This is a genomic window from Caldicellulosiruptoraceae bacterium PP1 (assembly GCA_041320695.1).
In the GTDB taxonomy this organism is placed as follows: domain Bacteria; phylum Bacillota; class Thermoanaerobacteria; order Caldicellulosiruptorales; family Caldicellulosiruptoraceae; genus JBGGOQ01.
Genome location: JBGGOQ010000003.1, coordinates 22,725 through 37,892, shown reverse-complemented (window position 1 = coordinate 37,892; position 15,168 = coordinate 22,725). Strand labels below are relative to the sequence as shown.

The 15,168-nt window shown below is 27.9% G+C and carries 18 protein-coding genes and 1 riboswitch; of the genes, 17 read left to right on the top strand and 1 reads right to left on the bottom strand.

Features of this window, described 5'->3' with window-relative positions; genetic code table 11:
• Positions 1-131 precede the first annotated feature (131 nt).
• The 12 genes from ACAG39_05915 (at position 132) to ACAG39_05860 (ending at position 10,676) form a co-directional block, all read left to right on the top strand.
• Positions 132-542 (top strand): 4Fe-4S binding protein, encoded by a 411-nt coding sequence (locus ACAG39_05915; protein ID MEZ0536774.1) that lies wholly within the window; start codon positions 132-134, stop codon positions 540-542.
• Positions 543-2,288 carry an aldehyde ferredoxin oxidoreductase N-terminal domain-containing protein gene (locus tag ACAG39_05910; protein MEZ0536773.1) on the top strand — a complete coding sequence of 582 codons (1,746 nt, stop codon included), beginning with the start codon at positions 543-545 and terminating at the stop codon, positions 2,286-2,288.
• Positions 2,278-2,508: a MoaD/ThiS family protein gene (locus tag ACAG39_05905; protein ID MEZ0536772.1), complete on the top strand. Its 231-nt coding sequence runs from the start codon at positions 2,278-2,280 to the stop codon at positions 2,506-2,508. The genes ACAG39_05910 and ACAG39_05905 overlap by 11 nt, the downstream gene beginning before the upstream one ends.
• Positions 2,509-2,510: 2 nt before the next feature.
• Positions 2,511-3,185: a ThiF family adenylyltransferase gene (locus tag ACAG39_05900; protein MEZ0536771.1), complete on the top strand. Its 675-nt coding sequence runs from the start codon at positions 2,511-2,513 to the stop codon at positions 3,183-3,185.
• Positions 3,179-3,301, top strand: a riboswitch (molybdenum cofactor riboswitch). (Overlaps the previous gene by 7 nt.)
• Positions 3,302-3,406: 105 nt before the next feature.
• Positions 3,407-4,213, top strand: a complete 807-nt coding sequence (locus ACAG39_05895) for a substrate-binding domain-containing protein (GenBank protein ID MEZ0536770.1) — start codon at positions 3,407-3,409, stop codon at positions 4,211-4,213.
• Entirely contained in the window at positions 4,197-4,844 is a 648-nt protein-coding gene (locus ACAG39_05890) for an ABC transporter permease (protein MEZ0536769.1), read from the top strand. The genes ACAG39_05895 and ACAG39_05890 overlap by 17 nt, the downstream gene beginning before the upstream one ends.
• Positions 4,837-5,424, top strand: a complete 588-nt coding sequence (locus tag ACAG39_05885) for an ATP-binding cassette domain-containing protein (protein ID MEZ0536768.1) — start codon at positions 4,837-4,839, stop codon at positions 5,422-5,424. Before ACAG39_05890 ends, ACAG39_05885 begins: the two co-directional genes overlap by 8 nt.
• 3 nt (positions 5,425-5,427) lie before the next feature.
• The gene (glp, locus tag ACAG39_05880) at positions 5,428-6,642 is read left to right on the top strand and encodes a gephyrin-like molybdotransferase Glp (GenBank protein MEZ0536767.1); all 1,215 of its coding nucleotides are present in this window, start codon (positions 5,428-5,430) and stop codon (positions 6,640-6,642) included.
• A 13-nt stretch (positions 6,643-6,655) separates the two neighbouring features.
• Complete coding sequence (locus ACAG39_05875; GenBank protein ID MEZ0536766.1) at positions 6,656-7,819, top strand: molybdopterin molybdotransferase MoeA; 1,164 nt, start codon at positions 6,656-6,658, stop codon at positions 7,817-7,819.
• A 15-nt stretch (positions 7,820-7,834) separates the two neighbouring features.
• Entirely contained in the window at positions 7,835-8,749 is a 915-nt protein-coding gene (locus ACAG39_05870; protein MEZ0536765.1) for a GTP 3',8-cyclase MoaA, read from the top strand.
• A 3-nt stretch (positions 8,750-8,752) separates the two neighbouring features.
• Positions 8,753-9,664, top strand: a complete 912-nt coding sequence (locus tag ACAG39_05865; protein ID MEZ0536764.1) for a cyclic pyranopterin monophosphate synthase MoaC/MOSC-domain-containing protein — start codon at positions 8,753-8,755, stop codon at positions 9,662-9,664.
• Positions 9,665-9,827: 163 nt separating this feature from the next.
• The gene (locus tag ACAG39_05860) at positions 9,828-10,676 is read left to right on the top strand and encodes a DegV family protein (GenBank protein MEZ0536763.1); all 849 of its coding nucleotides are present in this window, start codon (positions 9,828-9,830) and stop codon (positions 10,674-10,676) included.
• 121 nt (positions 10,677-10,797) lie between these two features.
• Here the strand turns inward: ACAG39_05860 and ACAG39_05855 are convergent, their stop codons facing one another.
• Positions 10,798-11,289 (bottom strand): MogA/MoaB family molybdenum cofactor biosynthesis protein, encoded by a 492-nt coding sequence (locus ACAG39_05855; protein MEZ0536762.1) that lies wholly within the window; start codon positions 11,287-11,289, stop codon positions 10,798-10,800.
• A gap of 148 nt (positions 11,290-11,437) precedes the next feature.
• Here ACAG39_05855 and ACAG39_05850 point away from each other — a divergent pair, with 148 nt between their 5' ends.
• The 5 genes from ACAG39_05850 to ACAG39_05830 all read left to right on the top strand — a co-directional run bounded on the left by ACAG39_05850 (position 11,438) and on the right by ACAG39_05830 (position 15,164).
• Positions 11,438-11,821, top strand: coding sequence for a GNAT family N-acetyltransferase (locus ACAG39_05850; GenBank protein MEZ0536761.1), 384 nt, complete (start codon positions 11,438-11,440; stop codon positions 11,819-11,821).
• Between the two features lie 27 nt (positions 11,822-11,848).
• Complete coding sequence (locus tag ACAG39_05845) at positions 11,849-12,631, top strand: protein-glutamate O-methyltransferase CheR (GenBank protein ID MEZ0536760.1); 783 nt, start codon at positions 11,849-11,851, stop codon at positions 12,629-12,631.
• Positions 12,628-13,140, top strand: coding sequence for a hypothetical protein (locus ACAG39_05840; GenBank protein MEZ0536759.1), 513 nt, complete (start codon positions 12,628-12,630; stop codon positions 13,138-13,140). Before ACAG39_05845 ends, ACAG39_05840 begins: the two co-directional genes overlap by 4 nt.
• On the top strand, positions 13,133-14,113 hold the full coding sequence (locus ACAG39_05835; protein MEZ0536758.1) for an MraY family glycosyltransferase: 981 nt from the start codon (positions 13,133-13,135) through the stop codon (positions 14,111-14,113). Before ACAG39_05840 ends, ACAG39_05835 begins: the two co-directional genes overlap by 8 nt.
• An 85-nt stretch (positions 14,114-14,198) precedes the next feature.
• Positions 14,199-15,164: a GerMN domain-containing protein gene (locus ACAG39_05830; protein MEZ0536757.1), complete on the top strand. Its 966-nt coding sequence runs from the start codon at positions 14,199-14,201 to the stop codon at positions 15,162-15,164.
• Positions 15,165-15,168 lie beyond the last annotated feature (4 nt).

Sequence of the window (15,168 nt, the reverse complement as noted above, 5' to 3'; positions counted from 1 at the left end):
ATAATTTATATTATGCATAGTATTGTTTCAAATGAAACTTTGAACTTGAAAAATTTCATTTTTGGTAATATAATATTGTTAAAAAATAAACAATTTAATTTAAGAATTAATTTTTTAGGTGGGTGAAAATTATGCCAAAAGTATTAAGAGCTGACAATATAAATAAATGTTTAGGTTGCTTTACATGTATGCTTGTATGTGCATCTGTTAATCACGAAAGTCATAATCTTACAAAAAGTTCAATAAAGATAAAAACAAGAGGTGGGCTACAAAGTAAATTTGCAGCTACAATTTGTGTTGCTTGCAAAGAACCTGCATGTGCTGAGGCTTGTCCTACAAAAGCACTTGAAAAAAGACCAGGTGGTGGAGTAAAACTTATTAGAGAAAGATGCATTGCCTGTGAAAAGTGTGTGTCTGCGTGCATTGTTGGGTCAATTCATATGGATAATGACCAACATATACCAATTATTTGTAAACATTGTGGAGCTTGTGTTAGAATGTGTCCGCATGAATGTTTAAGTATGGAAGAGGTGAAGGAATAGATGTTGGGTAAAGATTTTGTAAGAGTTTTGTATATAGATTTATCAAAAAAAGAAGCAAGGATAGAAGAAAGTAAAGATTTATATAGATATTTAGGTGGAACAGGTATAGGAGTAAAACTACTTGAGGAGAATGCTAAATTTGATAAATCACCATTAGATCCTGAGCAACCACTTATATTATCAATTGGGCCATTATCTACAATCTTTCCTGTTGTTACAAAAGCAGTTGCAACATTTATTTCGCCTCATACTGGAGAATATGGAGAAAGCCATGCAGGTGGAAGGCTTGCTATGGCAATTAGAAATGCAGGATATGATGCCCTTGTTATTACAGGAAAAGCAGAAAAACCAACATACATTACATTAACAGATAAGAACATTGAATTTAAAGATGCAAGGGCAATGTGGGGTTTAACTGTTGAAGAAACAGGAAGAGTAATAAGAGAAAGAGAACCTGGTCCTGGCAAAAGAAGTATTATTAGGATAGGTAGAGCAGGCGAAAATTTAGTAAGTTATGCTTGTGTAAATGTTGATACTTATAGACATTTTGGAAGATTAGGGATAGGAACAGTTTTTGGCAGTAAAAATCTTAAAGCAGTTATGATTATGGGAGAAAAAGATATACCAGTTGGGAGCCTTAAGGATTATTTTAAGGTTTATCAAGAGATTTATAAAAAGGCAACTCAAACAGATGCAATGGCAAAATATCATGAACTTGGAACACCTATGAATATTAAGATATTAAATGCGATAAGTTCATTACCAACAAGAAACCTTTTACAATCAAAGTTTGAATATGCAGATGAGATTTCTGGTGAAAGATTTGCCGAAAAAAATCTTGTTAGAAAGGTTTCTTGTGTAGGTTGTCCAATTGGTTGTATTCATATTGGACAATTTAGAAGAGAGTTTGATAAAGGGTATGAATATGAATCAATAGCTGTTTCATATGACCATGAACTTATTTATGCACTTGGAAGTATGCTTGGCATACGAACAAGCGATGAGGTTTTGGAAATTATTGATGAGGTTGAAGAAATGGGTTTAGATGCTATGACAACAGGTGTTGTTTTAGCATGGGCAACAGAAGCTTACCAAAAAGGTCTTATAAAGAAAAATGACACGCTTTGTGAATTAGAATTTGGCAATACTAAGGAATATATAAAAGCAATAAACTACATTGCAGATAGAGTAAATGATTTTTATTATACCTTAGGAAATGGATTAAAAGAGGCTGTTAAAAAATATGGTGGAGAAGATTTTGCATTACTTCTTTCAAATAACGAAATGGCAGGATATCACACAGGTTATGCTTTCGCATTAGGCCAAACAGTTGGTTCAAGGCACTCACACCTTGATAACGCTGGATATTCATATGATCAATCAGCCAAAGAATTGGTTGATGATAAAATTATAGATTATATAATAGAAGAAGAAAAGGAAAGAGGTGTTTTAACTTCACTCTGTATTTGCCTTTTTGCCCGAAAAGTTTACGATCGAAAAACTATACTTGCTGCCTTGAATTCAGTTGGTATTAACTGGAATGATGAAGATTTAAATAGATTAGCAGATGATATTTTTTATACAAAAATAAAACTAAAAAAACAATTAGGTTTTTCTCTCAAAGATATTAAATTCCCAAAAAGAATTTTTCAAACAGATACATTATGGGGCAAAATGGATGAAGAAAGACTAAAGAAGCTTTTAAATATGTATATTGAAAGGGTGGAGAGAGAATATGAAGATTAGAGTAGAAATCAATAGTTTTTTCTCTCGCTTTAGCGTCAAAACTGGTAGCTATAATATTGAATTAGAATCACCTATAAAAGTTTCTGATTTTATAAATCAAATTGGTATACCAAAGGAAAGAATAGGATTTGTTATAGTAAATGGCAAAAGGGTTGATGAAGAGTATATACTAAATGATGGTGATAAATTAGAGGTTATCCCTTATGCAATGGGGGGATAGTCTTGCAAAATAGATATTTAAAAAATATAGGGACAATAAGTGAAGTAGCACAAGCCAAGATGGGGATTACAACAGTTGCTGTTGTAGGCTTAGGTGGGATAGGTGGATTTTTGATTGAAGGCTTATCCCGCCTTGGAGTTAAAAAAATTATTGGTGTAGACATGGATGCTTTTGAAGAAAGCAATTTGAATAGACAAATTTTATCTAATATTAATAATATTGGTAAATACAAGGTTTTTGAAGCAGAGAAAAGAGTTAAAGAAATAAATCATAATGTTTATTTTGAACCTATTAAAGAAAAAGCTTATGCTGAAAACCTCGATGCTTTTCTATATGAGGCACAATTTATTTTTGACGCAACAGATAATTATGATATTAGAAAGAGTCTTTCTAAATTTGCACAAAAAAATAATAAGATTTTAATTCATGGGGGATGTGCAGGGTGGTATGGACAAGTGACCATTATTACACCTGAAACACCACCTTTTGAAAAACTAATAAAAAGTCCTTCAGGAATTGAAAATGAAACCGGGAATCCTGTATTTTCACCAATGCTTATTGCTTCATTAGAACTTAGTGAATTTTGCAAGATTATATCTCAAAAGGGTGAGATATTAAAAGGATATTGTTTACTTATTGATCTACTTAATAATAATTTTAGGAAAATTGAATATTAACATCTTTCCGAGTCTTTATAACCTAAAAGAATTAATCTCATGGGATAAAGACCGATAGGGTAAAACTGGGAAACCATTTTGCCTCCCGCTTGGAAAGGAAAGATAGAAAATGCCTTTTTTTTAATAATGAAAGGGATACTTTCTTATTACCTTTATAGAGCGGGAAGAAAGTATCCTTTTTTATTTATTATAGATAAATATAAATATGGGGGTAAAAATATATGAAACGAGTAATAAGTTTATTAACTATTGTTGTGTTTATTAGCATTTTTATGACTTCTGTTTATGCCAAGACAAATGTAATAAAGCTTGCTACAACAACAAGTGTATATGATAGTGGTCTTTTGGATTATATAATACCAAAATACGAAAAAATAAGTAAAAATAAAGTTATGATAATGTCTGTTGGTAGTGGCCAAGCTAAAAAATTATTAGAGAATGGTGATGTTGATATTATTCTTATTCATGAAAAGGATTTTATGGAAGAATTAAAAGATAAGAGTATTATTAATGAGTATAAAGATATCTTTTATAACAAATTTATTCTTGTAGGGCCAAAAGGATATGAAAAATATTTTACAAAATCTAAAACAATAAATGATTGTTTTAAGGCAATTTATAAGAATAATATTAATTTCTTAACACGTGCTGATAATTCAGGAACATATATGAAGGAATTAGAAATATGGAATGAGATTAAAATTAATCCAAACTTTAAAAATTATATAAAAACAGGACAAGGTATGGGAATGACACTCCTTATGGCTGATGAGAAAAAAGCATTCACATTAACAGATAATGCAACATTTTATTCAATGTTAGATAAATTTAAGAATTTAAAAATATATTATGATAATTCAAATGATAAAATATTAAAGAATGTTTATTCTACAGCTTATAGAAAAGATGATATCAAAGCTAAAAGTTTATATAACTGGCTCACTTCAGATAAACTAAAGGTATATTTGAATTATTTCAACAAAAAAACTTACAAAAAAGAGGTTTTTATAAGTGTACTTAGCAAATGAAATAGTAAATATTATTATAAATACCTTAATTGTTTGCTTAGTTTCAACAATTATTTCTTTCATTTTAGGTGTTCCCATTGGTTATCAAATTAGACTAAGAAATTTTAAAGGGAAAAAGAATATTACTCGCTTACTTTGGACATTAAATGGCATGCCACCTGTGCTTGCGGGCTTATTTATATATTTACTATTTTCTAATAGAGGGCCTTTTGGGAGTTTAAACTTATTATTTACCAAAAGCATTATGATTATTGCCCAAATTGTTCTAATTTTACCTGTGTCAACAATGTATACTTACTCTTTATTAAAAAATCTAAACATTGTTGTAGACAATCTTGCTTATCTCGGGATAGATAAATTGCAAAAATATTTAAAATTAATAAGTGAATTTAGGAGAGAACTTACATATATTTTTATCTTTTCTTTTTCTGAGGCTATTTCTGAGGTAGGTGCTGTAATGATAGTAGGTGGCAATATACAAGGTGAAACAAGGGTTTTAACAACTGCAATTGTTTTTGAGGTGTCAAAAGGTGAGTTTTTAAATGCATTTATATTAGGAGTTATTTTATTGATTATTTCTTATATTATTAATTCCACTTTATTTTATTTACAAGGTGATGTTTTTGATTGATATAAAATTTTTAAAAAAAAGCTATAATAATATTTTTTTGTTTGATACAGAAAATATCAAGATAACAAAAGAAGGTCTTTATATAATAAGAGGAGAAAATGGCTGTGGGAAAAGCACTTTATTAAGGATTATATTTGGTAAGGATAAAGATTTTGAAGGTGATATTAAAGTTAGTTATAAAAAAAAGATACTTCTTCCCCAAAATCCGTATATCTTTAGAACATCAGTAATTTCAAATATTTTAATGGGTATTAAAGAAAAAGATATTATTGATTATGCATATAAATTGCTTGAAGAATTTAGATTGAATAAAGACAAAAAGGCATTAGATCTTTCAATGGGACAGAAACAGATTTTATCTTTTATAAGGGCTGTTATAAGAGATTCTGATTTGTTATTATTAGATGAACCCGATACTTATTTAGATGTCAATATAAAAGAAAAGGTATATCAAATAATATTAGAACAAAGTAAAATAAAACCTGTAATAATGGTAACACATAATAATGACTTATTTGAGAAAGAAAATGTTAATTATTTAATTTTTGAGGATAAAAGAATTATATACAGAGGTGGATAGATTTTGAAAACAATAAAAACTATAAATGAGGTTTTAACTATAATTAGAGAATCCTTCAACAGTTATTATTTAGATGTTGAAGAAGTTGATATAAAGGATGCATGCCAAAGGGTTATAGCTAATGATGTGATTTCAAGAGAAGATGTTCCTCATTTTGATAAATCTACTGTTGATGGTTATGCACTAATTTCATTTGATACACTTGGAGCAAGTGATGATAATCCTATAACACTTAAAATAATCGGAGAAATAGAAACAGGTGAAAAGCCTGCTTTAGAGATACAAAAAGGAACATGTGCAAGAATATTTACTGGAGGAGAAATTCCTGAAGGTGCCAATTCAGTAATAATGATTGAAAATTGCATTGAAAAAGATGGACTTTTATATGTATTTAAACCTGTTACAGCAAATGAGAATATTCTTAAAAAAGGTGAGGATATAAAAAATAAATCAATTGTTATAGAAAAAGGAACAACTGTTACGCCAGCATCAATAGGAGTTTTAGCTGCATTAGGTATTGAAAAAGTAAAGGTCTATAAAAAACCTAAAATAGGAATAATCTCTACAGGTAATGAGATTATTCCTATTAACCACGAAATTTATAATGCTAAGGTTAGAGACATAAATAGTTATACTTTATATTCAAGTATTCAAAAAGATGATTGTATTCCTATAATGTATGGAATTGTAAAGGATAGCAAGATAGAATTGGAAGTAGCAATAAAGAGTGTATTAGAAAAATGTGATATTGTGCTAATTTCTGGTGGTAGCTCAAAAGGTGCTTATGATAATACTTTAAATGTTTTAGAGGGTATAGAGAATAATTGTATACTTGTTGACGGAATTGCAGTAAAACCTGGTAAACCCACAATAATTGCAAAAATAAATAATAAAGCTGTTATTGGACTTCCAGGGCATCCAGCATCATGCTTGTTTATATACAATTATTTTGTAAGAAGATTAATTTCGCTTATAACAGGTAGAAAGTTTAATGAAAATAAAATTAATGCTATCTTAAAAACAAATTTCTCATTGAAATCAGGAAGGACTGAATTTGTATTTGTAAAATTATCATATTTAGAAAATGTTTATGCTGAGCCTTTGTATGGGAAATCAGGTTCAATAACATTATTATCTAATGCTGATGGCTACATTAGGCTTGATGCAACTAGAACAGGTATAAAGGAAGGAGATATTGTTGAGGTTACTTTATTTTAATAGAGGTGATAATGTGAAGAATTACTATTTTAGTTCATTCAATAAAGAAGATGCATTAAATATTATTAGAAATATTTTATTAGAATCAATAAATTTAAAGACTAAAAAAGTATCAGTTTATGATGCACTTGGATATTTTTCTGCAAAAGATTATGCTTCAGCTCAAACATCTCCACCTGCAAATGTTTCAGCAATGGATGGCTATGCCATATATTCTTCTGATACTTTGCAAGCTTTTGATTCAAACCCCGTTGAAATAAGTAGTTTCCTAAAAGTCCAAACAGGGGAAAATATAAAGCAATATAATGCAGTTGTTCCTTTTGAAGATGTTCAGGTAAAAGATAAAAAAATAATAATTAGGCAGGCATATAACCCATATCAAAATGTAAGAAAAAAGGGTGAAGATATTCTTATTGATACTGAAATTGTCTCAAAAGGAGAATATTTAAAAAAAGCTGATTTAGTTAAACTAAAAATAGGTGGATATAAACAACTTGAGGTTTATGAAATGCCAAAGGTCCTATTTATTCCTACTGGTAATGAGCTTACTGATCTAATTACAACCGAAAATCAATTGGTTGAATTTAATTCGATATTATTTATGAATACGCTAAAAGATTATAGATTTGATATTACAATAAATGAGATTTTACCTAACGATATTAAAGTAATTGAAAATGTTATAAATGATAATATAGATAACTATGATATTATTTTTGTAAATGCTGGATCATCAAAAGGTGATCATGATTATACAGCTAAGGCAATTTCAAATATAGGTGAGGTTTTAGTGCATGGAATTGCAATAAAACCTGGTAAACCCACAATTATAGGAAAGGTTAGAAATAAATTAGTAATGGGACTACCTGGATTTCCGGTTTCTATGTTTTTTTCTTTAATTGAGGTTTTCTTGCCAGCTTTTTTTGATACTTTTAAACTAAAAAAACATTACAATACGCTTCAATTAAGAATTGATAGAGGTATTTCATCCTCATTGGAAGCTGAAGAATATATTCGTGTGAAACTAACTCATTTAGAAAATGAAGTAAAGTGTAATATATTAAAAAGAGGGGCAAGCCTTATTGAAAGTATAAATGAGGCAACAGGCTATATAAAAATTCCTCAATATGTTGAGTATATAGAAGCGGGAAGTCAGGTTGAGATTATTCTTTTATAAAGGAGTTTATCCAAAATGTTAGATAATTTTGGAAGAGAACATAATTATCTTCGACTATCTGTCACAAATCAATGTAACTTTAATTGTAACTATTGTAAAATAGAACAAAATAAAAAGAATTTATTATCATTAAATGAAATAAATAATATTCTTATTGCTTTTTATAATCTTGGTTTTGTGAAACTCAGACTTACTGGCGGAGAACCTTTTGCAAGAAAAGATATTTTTGAGATTATTGATATAGCATATAAAATTGGCTATAGAAGCATAAATATAACAACTAATGGTTCATTTAATGATGAAATTTTAAAAAAAGTCATTGAAAGCCCAATTGATAGTATAAATATTTCTTTGGATAGTATTGAAAGAGATACTTTTATAAAGCTTACAAAAAGTGATAAATTAAGTTCAGTAATTAAGAATATAAAAATATTAAAGGAATACAAAAAAGTTAAGATAAATACAGTTTTACTAAAGGACTATAATCTTTTTCAAGTAGATAAGTTAATACATTTTGCTAAGGAGAATGATGTTTTAATTAGATTTATTGAACTTATGCCAATAGGGATGGCAAAGGAACTTTTTGAAAATCAATATGTTTCAAAAGATGATATTTTAAGTAAATATACTTATGTTAAGCTTATTAACAATGGCACAGTTTCTGATTACTATTTCTTAACTGAATATGCAACAATAATTGGTATAATTGATTCAGTATCTAATTGTTTTTGTCAAAGATGTAATAGATTAAGAGTATCATCAGAAGGCTATTTATATAACTGTCTATTTGATACAAATTATTTAGATTTAAATGGCTACTTACATTCTTCAGAGTTACTTCAGGAAAAGATAAAAAATTACATCTATTTAAAAAATGAAAGGCGAAAGAGTGACCTTTCAGAAAATTCAATGCAAATGATAGGAGGATAAAAAATGGAGTTTACTCATGTAGATAAAAACGGTCATACAAAAATGGTTGATGTATCTCATAAAGAAGATACATTAAGATACGCAAAGGCATATGGAAGAATATATTTACCAAGGCAAGTAATAGAAATGATTATTGAAAATAAAATAAAAAAAGGCGATGTTCTTACTGTTGCTAAAATTGCTGCTATTATGGCTTCGAAAAAAACAAGTGACTTAATTCCACTATGCCATAATATTAATCTTTCCTATTCAGATATTGAGTATACTATTGATTTAGAAAATAACTTTATTGAAGCAATATCAATTGTAAAAACAAAATCACCAACAGGTGTAGAGATGGAAGCCATTAATTCAATTATGATTTTTCTTGAAACAATATATGATATGTGTAAAGGTGTAACAAGAGATATAATAATATCAGATATTCAACTAATAGAAAAATATGGTGGCAAATCTGGTTATTTTCTAAATGAAAAGTTTGGTATTGTTTTATCAATTAATATAAGTAAGGAAAAAGGAACACCAAAACAGTCAATAGAAATGGCAAATGTGATTGAAAATTTTGGAATAGAAGGAGATGCACATGCAGGCTCATCACACAGACAGGTGAGCATGTTGGATCAATCAAGCATTGATAAAATGAAAGAATATAATATACCTGGACTTTGTTTTGGTAAGTTTGCAGAAAATATTACAACAAAAAATGTTGATTTTTCAAAATTAAAGATAGGGAGTACTTTAAAAATAGGTTCTGATGTTATATTAGAAATTTCGCAAATAGGCAAAAAATGCCATGGAAGTGGGTGCGAAATTGCAAGGACTGTGGGGGTTTGTATCATGCCAACTGAAGGCTTGTTCGCAAAGGTTATAAAGGGTGGTCAAATTAAGATGGGTGACATAATTAGAATCAAATGAGCCAATGGGGACGGTTTGAGGTGGCACACTTATCTCTCATTGCCAAAAAATCTTCCTACATTATCCACCCAATTTCCCATATTCTCACATATTTATTACTTAACTTTTGCCACTATAAATTATATAATATTATTTGTCCGAATTTTTTTTAGGAGGTTTCTTTATGAGAAATATAAAGATAATAACCGACTCTACAGCTGATCTATCAAAAGAACTATTAGATAAATACGATATATCTGTCATACCCCTTTATGTAAACATTGGAGGACAAAGCTATAAAGATATGGTGGATATTACACCATTAGAATTATACAAACTTGTTGATAAATATAATGAACTTCCAAAATCATCAGCACCACCTATTGCTAATTTTTTGGAGGTTTTTAGAAAGTATGTTAATGAAGGCTATGATATAATACATATAAGTATTTCATCAAATTTGTCATCCTCATATCAAAATGCTTTACTTGCGTCTAAAGAGTTTGAAGATGGAAGAGTTTATGTTGTTGATTCAAAAAACCTTTCAACAGGTATTGGACAATTGGTAATATTAGCAGCAGACCTCAAAGAAAAAGGATTAGATGCAAAGTTTATCTATGATGAGCTCATTAAAACAGTTCCTAAAGTAAGAAGCAGTTTTATTATTTCTACATTAAAGTATCTATATATGGGCGGAAGATGTTCTTCATTACAAATGATTGCAGGTAGCCTACTTAAGATACACCCCCAGATTATAGTTGAAAATGGAGGTATGATTGTAGGCAGTAAATATAGAGGTAAAGAAGAGAAGATTTTAAGGGACTTTTATAATGATCATGTAGGAGATGGAGCAAAATTAAGAAAAAAAAGGGTTTTTGTAACACATTCTGTTTATGATAATGGAGCAAAATATCTTAAAGAATTACTTGAACAAAATCTTGATATTGATGAAGTATTAGTTACGCATGCAAGCTGTGTTATTTCAACACACTGTGGCCCAGGAACAGTAGGGATACTTTATATTGAAGATTAAAAAGGCCATTCAACAAAAAATGTTTGAAAATTTAAATATACAATATATTGCAAAATATTAAATTAATATATATTATAAAAAATAAAGGAGCTGCCAATTTATAATATGGACAGCTCCTTTGTTATTGCTTACCGCATTCATTTTCATTTTCTAAAAGAATATTAAGACCATGTTCCAATATATTAAATATCGCTTCTAAGCATTCCTGTACTGCTTTTGGAGACCCTGGAAGGTTAATTATCAAAGAGTTTTTATGTATTCCAGCTACTCCACGAGAAAGATATGATTTTTCATTTATAAGACCAGTTTTATATCTTATTAGTTCAGGTATGCCAGGCACTAATTTTTCTATAACTTCTAACGTAGCCTCAGGTGTTACATCTCTTTTGTAAAAACCTGTTCCACCAGTTGTAATTATTAAATTTGCATTATTTTCTGAGGCTTCAATTAAGGCTGATTTTATCTCATCTTTTTCATCTGGAACTATTTTATAGTATATATTTTTGTAATTTTTATTTTCCAATATTTCAATAATTCTTTTACCACTAACGTCCTCTCTTTGATTATTAGATCCTTTATCTGAACATGTAATAACAGCAAAAGTAAACAATATTTTCACCTCTTTTATTTTTAATAATTTTATTATATCAACAAAAATGCAAAAAGTTTATAAATATATATTAATAATTTTTAAATACATACACATGTAATATTAAATCTGTTATAATTAAAGATGATGTATGATTTAGGAGGATGTAGTTTTGTTTTTAATAAGACTTGCTCAGAATAATGATAAAGAAAAAATACACAATTTTGCTAATATAAACAACATTAAATTATACCAAAAAAGTTTACATATAGTTGTTGAAATAGATAACAATATTATAGGTTTACTGCAATTTATAAAAAAAAATTGCTATTCAGAGATTCTTTCAGTATTTATTATTGAGGGTTTTAGGGGCCAATATTTTGGTGATGGGCTTGTTAAAACATTAATAAACTATTGTTATAACAATAATATTGAACTTATTAAAATTAATTTATCAGATTTTAATACCTTTTTTGAAAAGATTGGTTTTATTAATAAAGGGAATTATTTAGAATTAAATGTTTTTGATTATTTTAATAAACATACATGTAAATAATGTTTTTATGAAAGAAGGTATTTTATGATTATATATGATTATGAATGGTTTAAGAAAAAGATATTAGATTTTATTGGTATAAATCTAAATTATTATAAAGAAAAGCAAATGAAAAGAAGAATTGAATCATTAATTAAAAAAAACGGATATGAAGGATTCTATGATTACTATAATGCAATTACAAAGGACACAAAACTTTACACAGAATTTATTAATTATTTAACAATAAACGTTTCTGAGTTTTATAGAAATCCAAATCAATGGGAAATATTAGAAAAAGAAGTGATACCTTATTTATTGAAAAAAAACCCAAAACCAAAGATTTGGAGTGCTGCCTGCTCAACTGGTGAGGAACCATACTCATTAGCAATGCTATTATCAAAATTTTTTCCACTTAAAGATATAAAGATATTTGCAACAGATATAGACAATGATGCTATTTCAAAAGCAAAGCAAGGAATATATGTTAAAAAAAGTTTAGAATCCCTTCCACCAGAATTTATAAAAAGGTATTTTAAAGCAATTGGCGAATTATATTATATTAGTGATGAAATTAAGAATTGTGTAAATTTTTCTCATCATGATTTACTTAAAGATGAATATCCCAAAAATTTTGATTTAATAGTATGTAGAAATGTTTTAATATATTTTACTGAAGAAGCAAAGGACATGATATATAGAAAATTTAATCAGTCTCTTAGAATGAATGGTATTTTATTTGTTGGTAGCACTGAACAGATTATTGCTTCACAAAAATATGGATTTAAGGCGAATAAAACCTTCTTCTATGAGAAGGTGATGGAAGTATGAATGCAAAAAGACTATCATATTCAAGTTTACTAACTGCACTATGTGTTATATTTATTTTTCTTGCATCTATTCTTCCTAAAGGCAAAAGCATTTTTTATATATTATCTTCTATCTGTATTTTATTATCAATCTGGTTGTTTAATATAAAAACTGGTTTTTTAGTATATTTATCTTCAAGTATATTAAGCTTTTTTATAGTACCAAATAAATTTTCAGTAGTATTCTTTTTAATATTCTCTGGATTTTATCCAATTGTAAAAGCAATATTAGAAAAAGGATACAAACCTCTAATTGAAATTATTCTTAAATATTTGTATTTTAATATTGGATTAATCATTTTTTATTTTATGTCAAAACTAATTATAAAAGAAGTATTAAATTTTAGATATGGCATTATTCTAACAATAATAAGTTCTGAAATTATTTTTATACTATATGATTATCTTTTGACAGCATTTTTATTGAGGATCAAGAGCTTGAAGATATTGGAGGGAAAAACTAATGGTTAGTTTAATTATAAAAGATATAATAGCATTTTTAATAGCCTTTTTTACAGTAATATTAATAACACCATATATACAAAAAAAGTCAATTGAGATTGGCTTTGTTGATAAACCAAATCAAAGGAAAATACATTCATATCCAATACCTGTTACAGGAGGAATTGGGCTTTTTGTAGCCTTTTTTATTGCCCAATTTGTAATAAGGGGTATTAGTAGAGAATTCATTGGGTTTTTCTTTGCATCTTCATTAGTATTGCTAATAGGTGTTGTTGACGATTATTATAAATCAAAAGGAAAGGATTTTGGGGCACTACCAAAGTTTGCAATACAAATTCTTGCATGTTCTATAGTTTTTATTATGGGAATTCAAATAGAAGGTATTACAAACCCAATAACACATAAATTTATTCATTTTCCTGTTTGGTTTCAATATTTTGCAACTGTGATTTGGATTTTTGGTATTACGACAGTTATTAATTTTATGGATGGTATGGATGGACTTGCAGCTGGTATCACTACAATTTCTGGTGTAACGCTATATTTTGTTGCACTTATGAACTTAACTATAATTTCTTCTGCTGGTATTTCAACATATATGGCAGCAGCCTTAGTCGGAGTTTCAAGTGCTTTTTTGATATTTAATAGACATCCAGCAAAAATATTTATGGGTGATTCTGGTGCAACATTTTTAGGATTTGTGCTTGGCACAATTGCTGTAGAAGGAACATTTAAAGTTGCAACAGTAGTTTCGCTGATAGTTCCTATTCTATCACTTGGACTACCTATATTTGACAATTTATTTGTTGTATTTAAAAGGCTAAAAGATGGGAAATCAATATTTAAGGCTGATAAAAGCCAAGTTCATTTCAGGTTATTAGATGCAGGCTTGAACCAAAAGCAGGCAGTTTTGTTTTTATATCTTGTGAGTATTTGTTTTTCACTTACCTCATTAATTATTATGCTTTTATCAAAAAGATAAAAAAAAGTCCTCTTTTTCTGTTCTAAACCACCCAAAACAATAATAATTTTTATTATGGAAAATTTACATAAAAGGGTGGGTAAAAATGGGAAAAAGAGGACTAATTATTTTATTGATAATTCTTCAGATATTTCTTTATTCTTGTTCAATAGATAATAATATTCTTGGTAAGGTTAAAAATAATGAAAAAAATAAAATAGAGAAGAATATTGAATTTCAGTTGGTTGATCAGGACATATATAATAATCTCAATGATGGTAAAAAACAAGCCTATAAAAATCCATTTGACATTTTGACAGTTTTTGTTGATAAAGATGGTGACTTAGTCCCTGCAACAATAACACAAGAAAAAACCTTATTTGTTGCTACAAAAGGGATAGAACTTACCAAATTTAATATAAATTTAAGCTTTGCAATAAGAAAATATGGGCTTAATCAGATATTGCCTCAAGATATAGTATTAAGAGGTATTTCATATAAGGAACAATATGTAAAGGTTGACTTTAGTAATAATTTTTATAATAATATAAATACTAATTTATTTCTAAAAGCTGTTACATACCTTTTGACAAGCTATAATAATGTTCAAAAAGTAATTTTTTTAAGTGAAGACAAGGTTCTTAATCAGTTTTATAGGAAAAGTAATAACGAGATTATTATATATTATCCAAAATTAATAGATAATAGATTTTTTATAATTCCTAAATGGGTTAAAATAAAATATAATAATGATAATATAATAAAAAACATATTAGAGACATTTGTAAATAGTATTTCTATTAGTATACCATTACTAAAAGGCCTTAGAGTTAATAAATATAAAATTACAGATAAAAGTATTTTAATTGATTTTTCAAAGCAAATAAAAGATCTAAAAGGGGAAGATATGACAACTGCATTTTTGGAGTCATTGGTTTTTACAATAAAAGAGATCCCAAATATTCAATATATAAAGGTTTTATCTAATTCGCAGCCTTTTTATTTGGATCAGTATGATGTTTCAAAAATTGATATAAATACATTTAAAATAAATAAGATTACAATTGAATGAAAGG